This window comes from Streptomyces sp. sk2.1, assembly GCF_008120935.1.
Taxonomy (GTDB): domain Bacteria; phylum Actinomycetota; class Actinomycetes; order Streptomycetales; family Streptomycetaceae; genus Streptomyces.
The window spans coordinates 19,985-39,419 of sequence record NZ_RDBO01000041.1; the positions used below are offsets into that span (position 1 = coordinate 19,985).

At 74.5% G+C, this 19,435-nt stretch carries 12 protein-coding genes; 9 read left to right on the plus strand and 3 right to left on the minus strand.

Annotated elements, in window-relative coordinates; genetic code table 11:
- The 6 genes from EAO76_RS47290 to EAO76_RS14795 all read left to right on the plus strand — a co-directional run.
- A partial coding sequence (locus EAO76_RS47290; RefSeq protein WP_148836417.1) for an SDR family NAD(P)-dependent oxidoreductase occupies positions 1 to 1,869 on the plus strand: 1,869 nt, incomplete at its 5' end.
- Positions 1,866 to 6,422 (plus strand): beta-ketoacyl synthase N-terminal-like domain-containing protein, encoded by a 4,557-nt coding sequence (locus tag EAO76_RS14775; protein WP_399462107.1) that lies wholly within the window; start codon positions 1,866 to 1,868, stop codon positions 6,420 to 6,422. The genes EAO76_RS47290 and EAO76_RS14775, both read left to right, overlap by 4 nt.
- Positions 6,412 to 6,747, plus strand: coding sequence for an acyl carrier protein (locus EAO76_RS14780; RefSeq protein WP_148836407.1), 336 nt, complete (start codon positions 6,412 to 6,414; stop codon positions 6,745 to 6,747). The genes EAO76_RS14775 and EAO76_RS14780 overlap by 11 nt, the downstream gene beginning before the upstream one ends.
- Positions 6,748 to 6,944: 197 nt before the next feature.
- Positions 6,945 to 7,754 (plus strand): alpha/beta fold hydrolase, encoded by an 810-nt coding sequence (locus EAO76_RS14785; protein ID WP_148836408.1) that lies wholly within the window; start codon positions 6,945 to 6,947, stop codon positions 7,752 to 7,754.
- Positions 7,751 to 8,929 carry a glycosyltransferase gene (locus EAO76_RS14790; protein WP_148836409.1) on the plus strand — a complete coding sequence of 393 codons (1,179 nt, stop codon included), beginning with the start codon at positions 7,751 to 7,753 and terminating at the stop codon, positions 8,927 to 8,929. The genes EAO76_RS14785 and EAO76_RS14790 overlap by 4 nt, the downstream gene beginning before the upstream one ends.
- 243 nt (positions 8,930 to 9,172) lie before the next feature.
- Positions 9,173 to 11,053 carry an ABC transporter ATP-binding protein gene (locus tag EAO76_RS14795; RefSeq protein ID WP_148836410.1) on the plus strand — a complete coding sequence of 627 codons (1,881 nt, stop codon included), beginning with the start codon at positions 9,173 to 9,175 and terminating at the stop codon, positions 11,051 to 11,053.
- Between the two features lie 190 nt (positions 11,054 to 11,243).
- Here the strand turns inward: EAO76_RS14795 and EAO76_RS14800 are convergent, their stop codons facing one another.
- On the minus strand, positions 11,244 to 12,017 hold the full coding sequence (locus EAO76_RS14800; protein ID WP_262375474.1) for an SGNH/GDSL hydrolase family protein: 774 nt from the start codon (positions 12,015 to 12,017) through the stop codon (positions 11,244 to 11,246).
- Positions 12,018 to 12,339: 322 nt separating this feature from the next.
- On the opposite strand from EAO76_RS14800, the gene EAO76_RS14805 reads away from it, so the two are divergent.
- Positions 12,340 to 14,409 carry a DUF4139 domain-containing protein gene (locus EAO76_RS14805; RefSeq protein ID WP_148836412.1) on the plus strand — a complete coding sequence of 690 codons (2,070 nt, stop codon included), beginning with the start codon at positions 12,340 to 12,342 and terminating at the stop codon, positions 14,407 to 14,409.
- An 8-nt stretch (positions 14,410 to 14,417) separates the two neighbouring features.
- On the plus strand, positions 14,418 to 15,980 hold the full coding sequence (locus EAO76_RS14810; protein WP_148836413.1) for a mucoidy inhibitor MuiA family protein: 1,563 nt from the start codon (positions 14,418 to 14,420) through the stop codon (positions 15,978 to 15,980).
- Positions 15,981 to 16,089: 109 nt separating this feature from the next.
- On the opposite strand, the gene EAO76_RS14815 is transcribed toward EAO76_RS14810, so the two are convergent.
- Positions 16,090 to 17,340, minus strand: coding sequence for an oxygenase MpaB family protein (locus EAO76_RS14815; RefSeq protein ID WP_148836414.1), 1,251 nt, complete (start codon positions 17,338 to 17,340; stop codon positions 16,090 to 16,092).
- Positions 17,341 to 17,383: 43 nt separating this feature from the next.
- Between EAO76_RS14815 and EAO76_RS14820 the strand changes: the two genes are divergently transcribed.
- Complete coding sequence (locus tag EAO76_RS14820) at positions 17,384 to 17,980, plus strand: TetR/AcrR family transcriptional regulator (protein WP_222872165.1); 597 nt, start codon at positions 17,384 to 17,386, stop codon at positions 17,978 to 17,980.
- 67 nt (positions 17,981 to 18,047) lie between these two features.
- On the opposite strand, the gene EAO76_RS14825 is transcribed toward EAO76_RS14820, so the two are convergent.
- Positions 18,048 to 19,142 (minus strand): chemotaxis protein, encoded by a 1,095-nt coding sequence (locus tag EAO76_RS14825; RefSeq protein WP_148836415.1) that lies wholly within the window; start codon positions 19,140 to 19,142, stop codon positions 18,048 to 18,050.
- Between the last annotated feature and the right edge of the window lie 293 nt (positions 19,143 to 19,435).

The window sequence follows — 19,435 nt, forward strand, 5'->3', positions numbered from 1 at the left end:
GCGTCGGCGCCCTCCACCACCTCCAGCAGGGTCGCGGCGCACTCGGGGTACTCGCGGGAGACCGTGCGGAAGAAGCCGCGCAGACCGCTGGCCGCGCCCGCCACGGACCGGGAGAGCGTGCTCGGGACCGTCCTCGGGGTCGTCGCGGACCGCACCGGCTACCCGGTCGACATGATCGAGCCCGAGCTCGACCTGGAGGCCGACCTCAGCGTCGACTCCATCAAGCGCGCCGAGATAGCGGGCGAACTCGCCACCCGGCTCGGGCTGCCCACCGACACCCCCGACGGGCTCGACCGCCTCAGCGCCGCCCGTACCGCCGCCGCCCTCACCGATCTCCTCGTCGAGGCGCTCGGGGCCGGCGCGCCGGAGCCCGGGGCCGGGGAGACGGCCCCCGCACCGGCTCCCGCGCCGGTCGTGTCCGAGGCCGTCGAGCCAGAGATCATCGCCCCGGTGCGGCTGGAGTTCACCGAGGAGGTGCTGCCCGGGGTGACCGCCGCGGTCCCGGCCGGGACCCGGGTGCTGCTGCTCGGCGGCGGTGCGTCGGCCGAGGCGCTGGCGGACCGGCTGCGGGCCGCGGGCGCCGAGCCGGTGGTCCGCGACGACGTGCCCGACGAGGTCCCCGGCACCGTGTACTACCTGGGCGCCCTGGACGCCGACACCCCGCCGCTGCCGGACGCCCTGCCGCTGTTCCAGAAGCTGCTCGCGGCGGCTCCCGCCCGGCTGGTCGCGGTGGAGCGGCGCGCCGCGGGCGCGGCCAGCGGTCTGCGCGGCTTCTTCCGCACGGTCTCCCGCGAGTACCCCGAGTGCGCCGCGACCCTGCTGGAGGTGGTGGAGGGCGCCGACGCCGGGGCCGTCGCCGATGCCCTGCTCGTCGAGGCCGCGGCCACGGACCGGGAGCCGGTCGTGCTCACCGACGGAACGGTCCGGCGCGCGCTGCGGCTGACCCCGACCGGGCTGGGCGCGCTCGCCGAGACCGGCGCGGGCCCCGCCGGGGACGGCGTGTCGGAGGCGGAGGCCATCGGTCTCGACCGGGAGGCCGTGGTGCTGCTGGTCGGCGGCGCGCGCGGCATCACCGCCCGTTTCGCCCGGACGCTGGCCGCCACCAGTCGCTGTCGGCTGGTCCTCATGGGCCGCACCCCGGTGCCGTCGGAGGCCGAGGACCCGGCGACGGCGTCCGCGCAGGGCCGCGACGCGCTGCGCCGCGCGCTGCTGGCGACGGGGCTGACGCAGCCCGCCGAGATCGAGCGCAGGCTGAACTCCCTGCTGTCGGCCCGTGAGGTGCGCGACACGCTGCGGGAGTTGCGGGAGCTGGGCAGCGAGGCCCGGTACCACTGCGTGGACGTGCTGGACACCGAGGCCGTCAGCACCACGGTGAAGGAGGTGCACCGGGAGTACGGGCGGCTGGACGGGGTCGTCTACGCGGCCGGCGTCATCGAGGACAAGCTGATCGCAGAGAAGACCGCCGTCTCCTTCGACCGGGTCTTCTCCACCAAGGTCCAGGGGGCCAGGGCCGTGCTGGACGCGGTGGACTCGCTGCCCTCCGGACCCCGTTTCGCGGTGCTCTTCGGCAGCATCGCGGCGGCCCTGGGCAACCGCGGCCAGTGCGACTACGCCGCGGCCAACGACGCCCTGGAGGAGCTGGGCCGCCGGTGGACCAGGCCCGGCCGGCGCGGGTTCACCGTGCACTGGGGGCCCTGGGCGGCGGCGGAGACCGGCGGCGGCATGGTGACCCCCGAGCTGATGCGTTCGTACGCGGCCCGCGGGATCAAGCTGATCGACCCCGAGGAGGGCCCGCTGAGCCTGCTGCGGGAACTGGCCTGGGGCCTGCCGGAGACGCACGCCACGGTCTACACCGCCTCGGGCTGGTGACAGGCGTGGAGGCACGCACACCGGTCGCCATCGTCGGCATGGGCGCCTTCTTCCCGGGCGCCACCGACCTGGACGCCTACTGGCGCAACATCGTCGGCGGGGTGGACTCCATCACCCAGGTGCCGGACGACGGCTGGGACGCCGGTTTCTACGCTCCGGGCGTCACGGACGGGGACCGGCGCAGCGACCGGATCTACTGCCGGCGCGGCGGGTTCGTGGACCGGACGGCCGAGTTCGACGTGGCCCGGTTCGGGATCATGCCGTCGTCGGTGGCGGGCACCGAGCCGGACCAGCTGATCGCGCTGGAGGTGGCGCACCGTTCGCTCCAGGACGCGGGGGGCACCGATGTGCTGCCGTCCGCGCGGGAGCGGGCCGGGATCGTGCTGGGCCGCGGCGGCTATCTGACGCCCGGCCTGGTCCGCCTGGACCAACGGGTGCGCACCGCCCACCAGTTGGTCCGGACGCTGGGCGAGCTCGCCCCGCAGCTCGGCGTCGACCAGCTGGAGCGGGTGCGGGCGGCGTTCACCGAGCAGCTCGGCCCCGAGCAGCCGGAGTCCGCGATCGGGCTCGTGCCGAACCTGGTGGCCTCCCGGGTCGCCAACCGGCTCGATCTGCGCGGCCCGGTGTACACGGTCGACGCGGCGTGCGCGTCCTCGCTGATCGCGGTCGACCACGCGGTGCGCGAACTGGCCTCCGGGCGCTGCGACCTGATGCTGGCGGGCGGGGTGCACCACTGCCACGACATCACGCTGTGGAGCGTCTTCAACCAGCTCGGGGCGCTCTCCCCCTCCGAGCGGATCCGCCCCTTCCACCAGGGCGCGGACGGGGTGCTGATCGGCGAGGGCACCGGTGTGGTCGTCCTGAAGCGGCTCGCCGACGCCGAGCGGGACGGGGACCGGATCTACGCCGTGGTCACCGGCACCGGGGTGGCCGGCGACGGCCGTTCGGCCAGTCTGCTCGCCCCGGACCCGGGCGGTCAGGTCCGGGCGGTGCGCCAGGCGTGGCAGGCCGCCGGGCTCGACCCGAGGGCCGCCGGTTCGATCGGTCTGCTGGAGGCGCACGGCACCGCGACCCAGGCCGGGGACAGGGCCGAACTCGCCACGCTCGCCGAGGTGTTCGGCCCTTCCGGGGAGGGCGATCGGGCGGTCATCGGCTCGGTGAAGTCGATGATCGGGCACACGATGCCCGCCGCCGGGATCGCCGGTCTGATCAAGGCGGCGCTGGCGGTGCACCACGGGGTGCTGCCTCCGACGCTGCACTGCGAGGACCCGAATCCGGCGCTCGCGGACACCCGGTTCGCCCCGTTGGCGAAGGCGCGTCCCTGGCAGGACCCGGCGGGCGGCGCGCCGCGCCGGGCGGGGGTGAATGCGTTCGGCTTCGGCGGCATCAACGCCCATGTGGTGCTGGAGCAGCCGGCTCCGGCCGCGCCCCGGGCGGCGGGCCGGGTGACGGTGGGCGAGCCGGAGCGGGTGCTGCGGCTGGCCGCCGACACGGTCGACGAAATGGCCGGGCTGCTGGCCGCCGACGACGCCTCGGTCCTGGCCGCGGGCCGGGACGAGCGGGCCCCGGGCGGCGGTCCGGTGCGGCTGGGCATCGTCGACCCGACCGGGCGCAGGCTGAAACTGGCCCGCCGGGCCGTGGCCAAGGGCGTGCCCTGGCGGGGCCGTACCGACGTGTGGTTCACGCCGCGTCCGGTGCTGGGGGCGGCCGGTGGCCGGACCGCGTTCGTCTTCCCGGGCCTGGAGGCCGAATTCACGCCGCGCGTCGAGGAGTTGGCCACTCGCTTCAAGCTTCCATGGACCCTCGGCTCCGACGCGCGCGTCGGTGACGTGGGCCGGCACGGCACCGCCGTCTTCCAGCTGGGCCGGTTGCTGGACACCGCGCTGCGCCGGGTGGGCGTGGTCCCGGACGCCGTCGCCGGGCACAGCGTGGGCGAGTGGACGGCGATGGCCTGCGGCGGCATCCACGCGGCCGACGAGGTCGACGCGTTCCTCTCCGCCTTCGATCCGGACGCGCTGCGCGTGCCGGGCGTCGCCTTCGGGGTGCTGGGCATGTCCGCGCAGCGGGTGCTGGAGGAGCTCGGGGACCGCGAGGACGTGGTGCTCTCGCACGACAACGCGCCGCAGCAGTCGATGATCTGCGGCCCCGAGGAGGCGGTGGCCGAGCTCGTGCACCGCTTCCGCTCCCAGGGCGTCATCTGCCAGGTGCTGCCCTTCCGTTCCGGCTTCCACACCCCGCTGCTCGCGCCGTACCTGGGGCCGATCCGCGCGGCCGCCGAACGCTACTCGTTGCACCCGCAGACCACCCCGGTCTGGTCCGCGACGATCGCCGCGCCCTTCCCGGCCGAGGCGGACGCGGTGCGCGAGCTGTTCGTGCGCCATCTGCTGGAGCCCGTACGCTTCCGACAGACGGTGCTCGCGCTGCACGAGGCCGGGTTCCGGGCCTTCGTGCAACTCGGCGCGGGCCAGCTCGGCTCGCTCATCGACGACACCCTGGCCGGGCAGGACCGGCTGGTCGTCTCCGCGCACTCCTCGTCGCACGACAGCCTGGCGCAGCTGCGTCGGGTGGTGACCGCGCTGTGGACGGAAGGTGCCGCCCCCGACGCCACCCCGTTGCTCGCTCCCGGCACGGCCGGGGCCGGTGCCGGGGCCCCGGTGGCGGCGCGCACCGGCCGTCCGGGGGTCCGGCTGGACCTCGGCGGGGCGCTGGTGTCGCTGCCCGCGCGGGAGCACGGCCTGCTCGCCCGGACCGCCGGTGCCGGTGTCGGTGCCGGTCTCGCCGCGCCGGTTCCCGGTACGGCGGGCGACCCGCTGAGCGCCGAACTGTCCGCGCTGCTCGACGACACGGCTTCGGTGGCCAGGGAGCTCATCGGTGCCCGCGCTCTCGCCCGCCGCGCCCCCGCGGCCCGGCCGGGACGCGGGGTGCCGGTCCGGCGTCCCGCGGGCCCCCCGCCGTCCGCCGGTGTTCCGGCGCCCCCGGCGCGTCCGGCTCCCCAGGCGCCCCGGSCCGGGGCGGAACGGGTGCTGCGGGTGGACGTGGCCGAGATGCCCTATCTGCTGGACCACTGCTTCTTCCGGCAGCGCCCCGGCTGGCCCGACGAGGGGGACCGCTGGCCCGTGGTGCCCGCCACCACGGTCATCACCCACCTCATGGAGTTCGCCGAACGGGCCCGCCCCGGGACGCGCGCGGTCGCCGTCCACGACGTGCGGCTGCTGAAGTGGATCGCCGCGATCCCGTCGGTGCGGGTGCCGGTGGAGGTGCGGGACGTGGCCCCGGACCGGGTGGAGGTCGCCCTGACCGGCTACTCCCGGGCGGTCGTCGAGCTGGCCCCGCGGTACGCCGACGCCCCGGCGGTGTGGCCCACCGACCCGGCCGCGGAGCGGCGGCCCGAGCTGCGCGCGGAGCAGCTGTACACGGACCGGTGGATGTTCCACGGCCCCCGCTTCCAGGGGGTGAGCGAGCTGACGGCCGAGGCCGACCACTACGTACGGGGGGTGCTGACCACCCCCGAGGCGCCCGGCGCGCTGCTGGACAACGTGGGGCAGCTGCTCGGCTACTGGATCATGTCGAAGCTCGCCGAGCGCACCACGGTCTTCCCCGTGGCCATGGAACGGATCCGCTTCTTCGGCCCCCATCCCGCCCCCGGCACCCGGCTGACCTGCGCCATCCGCATCACCGATGTGACCGCGTCGACGCTGACCGCCGACATGCAGCTCAGCCACGAGGGCCGGGTGTGGGCGGAGTTCACCGGCTGGCAGGACCGGCGCTTCGACAACGACGCGACGATGCGCGCGGTCGACCGCTTCCCCGGCCGCAACACCCTCTCCGAGCCACGCCCCGGCGGCTGGCTCTCGGTCCACGAGCGCTGGCCCGACCTGGCCACCCGCGAGCTGGTGATGCGCAACGTGCTGGGCGGCGCGGAACGCGAGGTGTACGAGGGGCTGAAGCCCATGGTCCGCCGCCGCTGGCTGCTCGGCCGGATCGCCGCCAAGGACGCGGTGCGCACCCTGTTGTGGCAGGAGGGCCGCGGCGACGTCTATCCGGCGGAGGTGGCCGTGCACAACGCCGCGTCCGGCCGGCCGCTGCTCCGCGGGGTGCACGGGTGCGAGCTGGGCGAGGGCCTGGTCGTGTCGCTCGCGCACTGCCGGGACATCGGTGTGGCCGTCGCCCGCCGGGGCCCCTGCGGGATCGACGTCGAGGAGGTCGTCGACCGTCCGCGGGGCACCGTGACGGCCTCCTGCGATCCGGCGGAACTGGCCCTTCTCGACGGGCTGGTGACGACGGACGGAGAGGGCGAGGCGGTCTGGTTCACCCGGTTCTGGACGGCCAAGGAAGCGGTCTCCAAGCGGCTCGGGACCGGGCTGCGGGGCCGCCCCGCCGACTTCCGGGTGGTGTCCGCGACCCCCGAACGGCTGGAGGTCGTGGCCGAGGGCGTGACCTACGAAGTGAGAAGCACCGAGTTGACCGGCGGTGCACGGGAGCCGGACGGGCGGCGGTACGTCGTCGCCTGGACGGCGGACGACAGGACGACAGGAGTCCAGAATGAGCACTGAAGCAATCGGGCGGCCCACCGCGGCCACCCTTCCGGGGGACGAACTGTGGGAGAGGACCTTCGCCGACATCGCGGGCATGCTCCGCGACCTGCTGGCCGAGGAGGGGCTGGACGACGTCGAGATCGACCGGGGGACCACGTTCCACGACGACCTCGAACTGGAGAGCATCGACCTGGTCACGCTCGCCGGTTCGCTGCGCGAGCACTACGGCGAGAAGGTCAACGTGGCCCTGTTCGTCGCCGATCTGGAACTCGACGAGATCATCGCCCTGACGGTGGGACAGCTCGTCGACTACGTGACGGAATCGCTGCGGTCCGCTTCATGAGTCCGGGCGCTCCATGACCCCCTCCGCTCCATGAACCGGGGCACTTCATGAACCGGTCCGCTCCGTGAACCGGTCCGCTCCATGAGTCGGGGCGCCTCCCCTCCGTGCGACCGCCTCGCCGAGCACCCGCTCGACCGTCCCCGCGGCGGGCACACCCCCGCGTGCCCGCCACCACCCACGAAAGGCTCCGACCCCCCATGTCCAAGATCCGTACCGGCGAGATCACCACCCATGTGCAGCGGTTACCGGCCACGACCGTTCCCGCCCACGGCGGTGAACCCCAGGTCGTCGTCTTCGTCCACGGGCTGCTCACCGACAGCCTCGCCAGTTACTACTTCACGCTCGGCCCCGCCTTCGCCGCCGCCGGGCACGACGTCGTCATGTACGACCTGCGCGGCCACGGGCGCAGCGACCGGCCGCGCACCGGCTACCGGCTGGAGGCGTTCGTCGACGACCTGGCGGCACTGCTGGACGGCCTGGAGATCGCCGGCCGGGTGCACCTGGTCGGCAACTCCTTCGGCGGGACGATCGCCGCCGGCTTCGCCGCCTGGTATCCGGACCGGGTGGCCACGATCACCATGATCGAGTCCGAGCCGCCGGTCGCCCTGTGGAACGAGCACATGGAGGCGGGGCTCGCGGACGCCAAGACGCACCTGGTGCTGGAGGAGTCCATCAGCTGGATCGCCGCCAACCACGGTGCGCACACCGCCCGGTTGTCCCGCAACGCCGGCCGGATCCTGGGGACGACGACGCTCGCCGAGGACGTACCGCTGAGCCGGACCATCGACGATGACCTGTCCGCGCTGACCTGCCCGCTGCTCGCCGTCTTCGGCGACGAGTCGGGGCTCAGCGCCCAGGCACCGGACCTGGAGAAGCGGGTGGCCGGCTGCCGCACGGTGATCCTGCCGGAGCAGGGCCACTCGGTCCTGGTCGAACAGCCCGCCGTCACCCGCGATCTCATCCTGGAGTGGATCGCCGAGCACACCCCCGCGGGAGCGTTGCGGTGACGCGTTTCCTGCTGGTCGTACCGCCGCTGGTCGGTCACACCAACCCGCTGGTCGGGGTGGCCGACGAGCTGGCCGGACGCGGGCACGACGTCGCCTGGTGCGGGAACGCCGAGCAGCTCGAACGGCTCGTGGGCGGGGGCGCGCGGATCTACGACTGCCCGATGCCGCACGACGAGCACATGGTCCGGCCCCCGAAACTGACCGGCCCGGCCGCGTTCCGGTTCCTGTGGGAGAACTTCTTCGTCCCCCTCGCCGACGCCATGGCCCCCGGTGTCGACGCCGCCGTCGAGGACTTCCGGCCCGACCTCGTCCTCACCGACCAGCACACGCTGGCCGGCTCGCTGACCGCGGAGCGGCGGGGCGTCGTGCACGTCACCTCGGCCAGCACCTCGGCCGAACTCGTCGACCCGCTCGCCGCGTTCCCGAAGATCGGTGCGTGGCTGCGGGAGCTGATGGACGGACTGCGCCACCGCATCGGGGACCCCGGCGCCGAGGGCGACCCGCGGTTCTCCCCGTACGGGGTGGTGGCCTTCACCGGGCGCGAGCTGATCGGTGACGCGCCGCTGCCGCACGACCGGGTCCGGCTGGTCGGCCCGGTCATCGCGCCGCGCCCCGGCGACGGCGACTTCCCCTGGGAGGCGCTGGACGGGGACCGCGAACTGGTGCTGGTCTCGCTGGGCACCGCCAACACCGACGCCGGGGGCCGTTTCCTGAGGGAAGCGGTCACCGCCCTGGACTCGCTCCGCGACCGGGTCCAGGGCGTGGTCGTCGATCCCGGGGGCCTGCTGGAGGACGTCCCGGACGGCATCCTCGTACGGGAGTACGTGCCACAGCTCGACCTGCTGGCACGGGCGTCCGCGGTGGTGTCGCACGGCGGGCACAACACCGTCTGCGAATCGCTGTGGCACGGGCTGCCGCTGGTCCTGGCGCCGATCCGGGACGACCAGCCGATCGTCACCGAGCAGGTCGTCGCGGCGGGCGCCGGCGTCCGGGTCCGTTTCGGGCGGGTCGACGCGGCCCGGCTGCGGACGGCGCTGGAGACCGTGCTGGACGACACCGGGGGGCACCGCACCGCGGCCCGGGCCATCGGAAGCTCCCTGCGGGCGGCCGGCGGCCGGCGGGCCGCGGCCGACCTCGTGGAACGCGTCGCGGCCGGCACACCCGTACCCGGCTAGGGGCTTTCTGCCGGACCGGGAAGCGCCGTGCGGTGCGTACGCCCGCGGGGCGGCGGGCCGTACCGGACGCGGTCGCGCGGCACGGTCCGGTCCGGTCCGCGGCCGGTACGCCCCGCCCGCGACGGCACCGGACACGTCCCGCGCCCCGAGAAGCACACCCGCACCGCCCCGAGCACGCACGAACCGCACGGAGCACCGCCGGGCCGACGGCCCGTCCCGCTCTCCTTCCTCGATGGGTTCCCCATGACACACCCCGTACGGGACGAGGCTCCCGCCACCGCCCCGGCACCGCCCGGCACGGATCCTGCGGCGTCGCCGCTGCGGATCCTGCTGCGCTACGCCCGTCCGCACCGCGCGGTGCTCGCCGCCACCCTGCTGATGGTGCTCGCCGCCAGCGCCTCGGGGCTCGTCCAGCCCCTGGTCGCCCAGCACGTCCTGGACGGGCTGGGCGAGAGGCGCGGCGTGCTGGGTCCGGTGGCGCTGCTCGCCGCGCTGGTCGTCCTCGGCGCCGCGCTCACCGGACTCCAGTCCTGGTGGCAGCAGCGCACCTCCGAGCGCGTGGTCCGGCAGATCCGCACCGAACTGGTGCACCGTCTGATCCGGTTGCGGGTACCCGAGTTGGAGCACCGGTCGCCGGGCGACCTGATCGCGCGCGTCACCTCCGACAGCGTCCTGGTGCAGAACGCCGCCACCGAGGGCATGGTGATGGTCGCCAACGGCGTCCTGAGCATCCTCGGCGCCGTCGTCCTGATGGGTGTGGTGCATCCGGGTCTGCTGGGGGTGACCGCCGCCGTCATGGTGGCCGTGGCCGTGGTGATGGGGCTGATCCTGCCGCACATCCGGAAGGCGGTGGCGCGGGCGCAGGAGTCGGTCGGGGCGATCGGGGCGACCCTCGACCGCACGCTGGGCGCGTACCGCACCGTCAAGGCCAACGGCGCCGAGGGCCGTGAGACCCTGCGCGCCGAGGCCGCCGTCGAGGAGGCATACCGCGCCGGGCTGACCGGGGCGCGCTACGTGGCCTGGGTGAAGGTGCTGTCCGGGGTGTCCATCCAGGCGGCGTTCCTCGCCGTGCTCGGGGTCGGGGGTGCCCTGGTGGCCTCCGGCAGCCTCACGGTCTCCGCCCTGATCGCCTTCCTGCTGTACGTGTTCTACCTGGCCAGTCCGATCGGCTCGCTGGTCGCCGGGCTCAGCACGCTCCAGCAGGGGCTGGGCGCGATCGGCCGCATCGAGCAGGTGCGCCACATGCCCGCCGAGGACGACGTGGACGTGCCGCCCGCCGACGCGCCGGCGGAGGGCGGCGCTCCCCCGGTCGAGTTCGACGACGTCCGGTTCTCCTACCCGGGCCGCGGACCCGCGCTGCGGGGCATCTCCTGCACGGTGCCCGGCGGCACCCGGACCGCGCTGGTGGGGCTGTCGGGGGCGGGCAAGACCACCCTGTTCGCACTGCTCCAGCGCTTCCACGAACTCGATTCCGGCGCCATCCGGATCGACGGCGTGGACATCGCGACGCTGCCGCGCGCCGAGGTGCGCCGCCGCATCGCGTACGTGGAGCAGGAGTCGCCCGTGATGGCCGGCACCGTCGAGGACAACCTGCGGTACGCGGCGCAGGACGTGACCGCCGAGGACATCGCCGAGGTGCTGCGGCTGACCCGGCTCGACTCGCTGATCGCCCGGCTGCCCGAGGGGCTGCGCACCGAGGTCGGCAACCGCGGCGTCACGCTGTCCGGCGGGGAGCGCCAGCGCCTGGCCATCGCGCGCGCCCTGCTGCGCCGCCCGGAGGTGCTGCTGCTCGACGAGGCCACGGCGCAGCTCGACGCGAACAACGAGCGCGCCCTGCGGGACGCCGTCGACCAGGCCGCGCGGCGCTGCACGGTGATCCTGATCGCCCACCGGCTCTCCACGGTCACGGAGGCGGACCAGATCGTGGTGCTCGAACACGGGCTGGTGCGGGCCTGCGGCAGCCACACCGAGCTGGTCGCCTCCGACGGCCTGTACCGCGAGCTGGCGGCCAGTCAGATGCTGGTGCCGGAGGTGGAGGACCCGTCGGCCCTCGCGGACACGGACGCCGTCGGCCCCGGCGGGCACTCGCCCGCCGGGGCGGAACGGGGCGGCCCCACCGGCTGAACAATCATTTCCGGGGCGCCGTTCCGAATGTTCCCCGAGTCGGGACGAGGGCGCCCGGCCTTCCGGCCGAACGCCCTCGTCCTCGCGTTTCCCCGGCAGAGGGGTCAGGAATTCCTTTCCCTTTTTTCGTGGGCGCGGAATTCCTCATGCCCTTTCAGGGTCTCCGTCCGGGAAATTACGGCCGGATGGTTCAGCCGGTAATGCGGTTGAGCTGGGCGAGATATCCGTCGCGGTGACCGGCCGCATTCGGGTGGTAGGACTCGTTGAGCTTGCTCCACTCCAGGCTCGTGACCCATTCCGAGCCGCCCGAGCAGATGGTGTGGGGGTCGAACGCGGCCCGCGCGTCGAGGTAGGTGAGCCCGGCGGCGGAGGCGGCCGCCGACTGCACCCCGGCCAGGGTGTCGGCCGCCGAGTTGAGCGCCGTGCGCTCCTTGTCGCTCAGCCCGAAGATGCCGCAGTCGCCGCCGATGGTGTAGAGGCGCGGGTAGCCCACCGCGACGACCCGGGCCTGGGGGGCGCGGGCCCGGATCGCGGAGTAGACCTGCTGGAGCCGGCCCGGAAGGTACCCGGTCGCGGCGGCCTTGGCGGCCTCGACGCCCTTGATGCAGTCCTTGTCGTCGATGGTGAGGATGCAGTTCTTCAGCACCTCGACGAAGCCGACGTCGTTGCCGCCGATCTGGACGGTCACCAGGGTGGTGTCCGCCGTCACCTGGGGCACCTGGTTGGCCAGCAGCTCCGTGGTGGTGTCACCGGAGCAGGCCGCCTCGACGAAGGAGTAGCCGGGGTGCTGGGCCGCCCACAGCCGGGTGTACGACAGCGGTCCCCTGCGGCACGCGTCGTCGGGGTTGTCGTACGTCCGCGTGCCGACGCCCACGGTGTAGGAGTCGCCGAGCGCCACGTACTTGCCGTCCGCGGCGTGTGCCGGGGTGGCTAATGTCAGACCGAGCAATAAGGCCGAAGCCATACCGAGAAAGATCTTCAAGGTTCTCATGGAGTCCTCTCCGGTGAACGAAATTATCGACCCCAATGAAATACCATTGATGAATGCGGCGGAACACCCGCTGCTCGAAAAAATTCGAAACTCCCGATGACATCCACTCAAAAAGCGCCGACTGCCGGAAGAAACAGATGAAAGCGGACCAAGTGGGGTCAGGAGATACGGATGCGGCCGTCGCTCCCCCGGCCTCCGACGCGGCCCCGGCGTCCTTCGGCGGAATCCTCGCCCGGCTCCGCACCGCCGGACGCGTAAGCTGCGTTCAGCATGGACACGGCAGGGGGCGGAGCACATGGCGACTGAGCCGGCACAGCGGTGGGGATCGACCCTCGATTCGGTCGTGGTGTACGCGCAGGGCGCGGTCTGCCGGCGCCTGGCCCGGGGCTGCGTGTCGCCCGACGGCACGGTGCGGGTGACGGGGCTGCCCCGCTCGATGGACCCGGGTTCGCTGCGGGCCCGGGTCCTGGACGCCCCCGGGGTACGCGTCACCGGGGCCCGGGTGGAGGTCGAGGCCGAGCCGGTGGCCGCGGACGCGCCGGACGGCCTGCGGCACGAGGTCGAGCGGCTGAGCGACGCGTGCGCGGCGGCGCGGGACCGCCGGGACCGGCAGTCGGGCCTGATCGCGGAGGTCGGCGCCCTCCGCCCGGTCCCGCCCGCCCGCAAGCGCGAGGACCCGCACCGTCGTACCCCGGTCGACGCGTGGCTGGAGCTCGCCGACTTCGTCGACGAACGGCTGACGGGACTGCACCAGCGCCTCGTCGAACTGGAGGAGGCGCTGCGCGACGCCGAGCACGAACTCGACGTCGCCGCCGACCGGCTCGCCCGCTCCTCCACCGACGCGCCGTCCGCGCACGTGGAGACCACGGTCTGCGCGGCCCTGACCCTCGACGGCGCCGGGGGCGCGGGGACGGAGCTGGAACTGGAGCTGGAGTACGGGGTGCCGGGCGCGGTCTGGGTGCCGGCCTACCGGCTCACCCACCGTCAGGGCGACGGCGGCGGCCGTCTGGTGCTGCGCGCCTCGGTCGCCCAGCGGACCGGCGAGGACTGGACCGGCGTGCGTGTCGCCCTGGCCACCGCCGACCTCCGGCGCCGCACCGACCTGCCGGAACTCCGCTCGATCCGGGTCGGGCGCAGTCAGCCCGTCCCCGCGCCCTCCGGCTGGCGCGAGCCCCCGGCCGGACTCGCCGACCTGTTCTCCGGATACGACGCGGCAGGTCCCTCCCCGGTCCCTGCCGCCGTACCCGCGGCCCCGGCCGCGGGGGCCGGTTCCGCGCCCGATCCCGTTCCTGCGCCACCGCCCCCGCCGCCGTCCCCGGCACCCGCGCCGCAGGGCTACGGCGGTCCGCCCCCGCCGGCGCCCGGTGGCGGGTACGGGGCTTCCCCGGAGGCCTTCGGCGGCCGGCCGCCCGCCCGTGCGCGGTCGGCCCGTCCGCGGGCGGGCGCCGGCCCCTTCCCGAGCGCCCCCGCCGCGATGCGGCCCGCGGCTCCCGACCGGGCCGCGCCGCCGCCCCCGCCGGTGGCCGGCCCGCCGCGGCCGAGCGGCGACGAGCTCGACTACGCCGCCCTCGTCCTGTGCGGCCCCGACGAGCGGAGCGGCCGCAGGGGCCTGCTGTTCCCCGGCGAACCCTTCGACCCGGTGGCGGTCGAGTACCGCCGCCGCGCCGAGGCGGTGGCCGCGCTGCCGCTGCCCGGGCGGGCCGTGCGCCCCCGCGAGTCGGCGGGGTCCTTCGACCACCGCTTCGACGCCGCCGCCCGCGCGGACATCCCGTCGGACGGCACCTGGCACACCGTCACCGTCGGCGAGATCCCGGTCGGTCTGCGCACCGAGTACCTCTGCGCACCGTCCGTGGAGCAGACCGTGTACGCGACGCTGGTGCTCTCCAACGCCACCGATCAGGCGCTGCTGGCCGGTCCGGTGGAGGTCGTCGTCGACGACGACTTCCTGCTGACCGCAGCCCTGCCCACGCTCGCCCCCGGCGGTGTCCGCCGGGTGGGGCTCGGACCGGCCGAGGGCATCCGGGTCACCCGCCGCACGAACCTGCGCGAGTCGACCGCGGGCCTGCGCAACAACACCACCGTGCTCGACCACCACGTCCACGTGGAGCTGGCCAACCGGCTCGCGCGGCCCGTCACCGTGGAGGTCCGCGAACGGGTACCGGTCTCCTCCGAACCGGACGTCCGGATCGAGGAACGGGCCGACTGGACGGCACCCGAGGAGGGCACCGGGCCCGACCGGCACGCGCCGGGCACCCGCGTCTGGCGGCTGGACCTGCCCGCAGGCGCCACCGCCGCCCTCGACGGCGGCTACGAGATCCGCATCCCGGCCGGCAAGGCCCTGGCCGACGGCAACCGCAGGAGCTGACACCCGCCATGTCCACGGCCCCGAAGCCGATCGCCCTTCCCGTCACCGCCGTCACGTGCCTGGAGGACCGCGCCCACGTCGAGCGTGCCGTCGTGCTCGATCTGACGGCCGGGGTCCAGCGGCTGCGTCTCGGGCCGGTCAGCGCGCTGGCCGTCGACCGGACCCTCCACGCCGAACTGACCGGCGATCACTCCGCGACCGTGCTCGACGTACGGATCGTCCGCGACTGGACGCCGCGCGGGCCGCGGCCGTCCGCCGACGACGACTCCGCCCTGCGCCACCGCGTGCACGCCCTCGAAGAGGAACGGCTGTCCCTGGAGCGGCACCGCGACCGGCTGCGCGCCCGGCTCGACCTGCTCGGCCGCCTCGCCACCGACCTGCTGCGGGAGATCGGCGAGGGCACCGGCTCCGGGGAGACCGACCGGCCCCGCTGGGCCCGCGAACTGGACCGGGTGGACGGCGAGCGCGACACGCACGGCGAGGAACTGCGCACCGTGGAGGCCCGGCTGGGTGCCCTCGCCACCGAACTCGGTGAGGCGCGGCAGGCCGTGCTCCTCTCCGAGGAGGAACCCGCCGAACTGGTCGGCCACATCGAGTTGACCGTCGAGGCCGGGGCCGCCGGACCGGTCGGGCTGCGCCTGAGCCACCTCGTCCCGTGCGCACTGTGGCGCCCCGCCTACCGGGCCGTGCTCGACGGGGACTCCCTGACGCTGGAGACCGACGCGATGGTCTGGCAGCGCACCGGTGAGGACTGGTCGGACGTGCGGCTGACCCTGTCGACGGCCCGTTCGGCGCTGGCCACCGATCCGCCGCGGCTGGACGAGGACCGGCTGACGCTCCGGGACCGTTCCGCGGCGGAGCGCCGCACGGTGGACGTCGAGCTGCGCGAGGAGGAGATCGGGGACCTCGGACCGGCCCCGGTGCTCGGTCTGCCGGGGGTGGACGACGGCGGCGAGGCGCGGGTGCTGAGGTCCCCCGCGGCGGTCTCGGTGCCCTGCGACGGCCGCGCCCACCGGGTGCCGCTCTCCTCGTTCACCACGGCCGCGCCCAGTGAGTACGCCTGCGCACCGGAACTGTCCTCCCTGGTCACCCAGGTGGTGCGGTTCGACAACCTGTCCGGCCACGCACTGCTCGCCGGTCCCGTGGACCTGGTCCGCGACAGCGGGTTCAGCGGTCGCGGCACACTGGACTTCACCGCTCCCGGCGCCCCCGCCCGGCTGGCCTTCGGCAGCCGCGACGACTACCGGGTGGTGCGGCGGACCGAGGAGTCCCGCGACACCACCGGCATCACCCAGCGGACCGTGGTGACCCGCACGGTCCGGTTGCACCTGTCCCGGTTCTCCGCCCCCGGGGAGCACGGCGAGCGGCGGGTGGTCCTGCGGGAGCGGATCCCGGTCTCCGAGGTCTCGGCGGTGGAGGTGCGCCTGCGCGAGGGCTCCTGCTCCCCGGCTCCCGACGCGGTCGACCCCGAGGGCATCGTCCGCTGGAACGTCCCCCTCCCGCCCGGCGGCCGCCGCACGGTCACCCTGGTCTACGAGCTGTCGGCGAGCGCCAGGGTCACCGGCCTCTGAGTCCGGCCCGTACCGGCCGCCGCCCCGCCCGAACCGGCCGCCGCCCCGCCCGAACCGGGCGGCGGCACCGGGCGGTTCCCACGCCGCCGTGCACGTCGGCCGGTCCTCCTCACCCCGCCTCCGGCAGGCGGGCCACGGTGGCGGGGCCGTCGTGGAACATCGAGGCCAGGTACTCGTCCTGCAGGCGCGAGCCGTGCCGCTCCAGCCGTTCCCGGCCGCCGGGCAGCACGCCGAGGATCCGGTACCGGACCGTGTTCGTGACCAGTGCGAGTCCCAGCCCCCACGGGAGATTGGGGCGCAGCCCCAGTTCGCGCATCCCGGTCGGGCCCACGAAGGCGGTGAGCAAGCTCATCTGCCGGGCGCGCTCGTAGCGCCGGTGGAGCCGTTCGGCGACGGGGCTGTCGTGGCCGAAGTCGCGCTCGGCCTGGGCGTCCATGGTCAGTCGGGCGAGGTCCCGGCCGGCCCGGGTCTGTCCGGCGGCGGACAGCAGGATGTGGTAGTTCCACTGGTGCCGGACGTCCTCGACGTCCGTCAGCCACTCCGGCGCGACGCCCATCAGCAGGCCGACGTACCGCCACAGGTGCATGAGGTCGTCGCGCTGCCGGCGGGTCAGGCGCACCCCGAGCCCGAGGCAGCCGACGATCAGGGTCGCGTCGAAGAGTCCGAGGGTGGCCGCCTGGTCGGCCTGGTTGATCGGCAGGCCCCAGCGCCCGGAGTCCCAGCGGGGCTCGAAGTGCGCGTTCATCAGGGCGTGCATGGCGCGCACATGGACGGTGAGGCGCCAGCCCTCGGCCCCCGGGCGCAGGCCGCCGGGGCGGGTGACGGCGTGGGACCACTTGGCCGTCTCGCCGAGGCGCCGCAGCGTCTCGTCCCCGCCCAGGCCGCCGGTGAGCACCAGCAGGTCGGCCGGTCCGCCGAAGCGGTAACCGCCGACGAGGGAGAGGAGGGTGAGGACGTCGCCGCTGTTGCGGCCCAGGGAGCGGTAGGCCGCCGCGCCGCGCTCGATCCGGTCCCAGTCGACCCAGTCGGGGACGGTCGACGCGTGGTCCAGGAACGCCCGCAGCGCGGGCGGCAGGTCCCGGGGCACGTCGGGGGCCGCGCGCAGCGCCCTGCCGAGCAGGGAGCGTCTGACCCCGGCCGGGTCACCGGGCGGCAGGCGCATCGCCCCGGCGAGGGCGGCGCCCAGTTCGTCGCGCTGGAGGAGAGCGGTCCCCAGCCGCTCCATGAGGGCCTCGTCGACGTCCTTGTCGATGTCGGTGAGGAGGAAGAGCGGACGGGCGATCCTGCGGCCGCGTCGCTCGGCCTCCCGGAAGCGGCTCGGAAACGGACCGATGGCACGGACCTCGCTGCTCTGCGTCATACAACCGTTGTAATGCGAATAATTATTCGCATACAATTCGCTTATGCGTAAGACGCCCCGTCAGGAGCGGTCGCGGGAGATGGTCGAGCGGATCATCGACGCGGGGCGCGCGGTCCTGGCACGCGATGGCTACGCACGGTTCGCGACGACCCGGGTCGCCGACGCGGCCGGCATCAGCCCCGGTTCCCTCTACCAGTACTTCCGGAACAAGGAAGAACTCCTCACCGTGCTCATGGAGCGGTACTGGGCGGAGGCGGGCGACCGGGTGGCGGCTTCGCTCGCCGACCACCTCGCCGATCCGCCCGAGCGGCTGATCCCCAATGTGATCGAGGCGCTGCTGTCCGCCCTGGAGCAGGACTCGCAACTTCTTCGCGTCGTGATCGAGGAGGTGCCGCCGAGCTATCACGAGGACCATCTGCATCACATCCGGCGCCGCATCCAGGACCTGGGGTCGGCGTACCTCGCGGGGCGCGCGCCCGAGGAGCGGAACGGGACCACCCGCGCCTGGGTGCTCGTGGCCGCGATGGAGGCGCTCAGCGTGCGCTGGATCCTCGACCGGCCCGCCATCCGGCGCGACGAGTTGATCGAGGAACTCACCGCGCTCGTGACCAACTACATGTTCCGCGAGGACCCTGCCTGACGGCGGGGAGTTTACGCCCTCGGCCCCCCGGACGTCGCAGGACGCCCGGGGCGCTGTGCGGGCGCGCTCAGTAGCGCAGGACCGCGGCGATCCGCCCCTCGTCGGCGAGGGTGTCGGTGGGGACGAACCTGACCTCGGCCCCGGTGTCCAGGGCGCGTTCGACGATCTCGTCGACCATGTCGTCGCGGGCACCCGGTTCGCCGGAGCCGGCCGGTTCCAGGTGGCCGCCCTCCTCGCGCACGACCGTCCGGTAGTCGTCCTCGACCGCGACCACACGGGCCCGGCCCTCCTTCGCGGCCAGCCACACCTCGTCGATGCCGCCCGCGAACTCCCGCCTGCCGCGCGCGGCGTCCAGCTCCGTGACGAGGGCGGAGACGGCAGCCGTCTCCCGTGCGGTGCGCGAGGGTTCGACGGCCCGGTGCACCGCGGCGGCCGGACCGTCGGCCAGCCCGCCGTGCTCCACCGCGACCGTCTCCGGGGCCGGCGGCCCGAGTTCCTCCAGCAGGGCCAGGGCCTCGGCCGAGCCGAGGACGTACAGCGGGCGGGGTTCGGCGTCCAGGACGGCACGCAGCTTCTCGTGTGCCTCGCGCAGGAACTGCCTGGTGGCCTCGTCCCGGAAGGTGCTGGGCAGGTCGCCGATGCGCTCCTTCCGCTCGGCGTCCGGGTCCTCCAGACTGCGGGTCAGCGGAAAGCCGTCGTGCTCGGCCTCGACCACCCGTTCGGGATCGCCGCTCCACAGCGAAACCCGGTCGGCGGCCACGGCCAGCACCCAGTACGGCCGCTCCGCGGCGGCGGCCGCGACCAGGTTGCGGGTGAGGAAGCTGTCCGAGAGGACCACCCGTTCCGGAACGACCCGGGGCAGCGACCACACCTGGTGCTCGCCCTGCGCCACATGGATCACCAGGCCGTCCTCCGCGTGCACGAGGTCGACCTCGGCGGCGGCCCGGCCCAGCTCGTCCAGGATGTCGACCCGGCGCTCGCGCGGCACGTCGGGGTCCTGGGTGAGCGCCTTCTCCGCCTCGGTGAGGAGGTTGCGCAGCCGCACCTGGTCCTGGGCGTTGTCGGGTTCGCGGCGGTGCGTCGGCATCACGAGCGAGACGGCCGGGTACGGACGGGGCCGGCGGAGTTCCGCGAGTACCTCGCTGCTGAGCACGGGGTTCATGGAGAAGCCTTCCTGCTGGTTCGGTGGGAACCGTCGGTACGGGCCCGAGGTCCTGCTCCGCGCCGCTCCGTCCCGGACCCCGCTCCGGGGTGCCGCTCGGTTTCGGAGCCGCCGCCGCTTCCCTCCGTCGCCCCGGCCTCCGCCCGGAATCGACCGGGTGCGGTCGTCGACGGCATCGCGGACGACCGGGCGGGTCATGCGGCGGCCTCCCGGCCACGGCCGAACCCGCCGTCGACGGCGAGGATCCCGACGCCCGCCGCGAACCCGACAACGCCCAGGACCAGGTGCGGCTG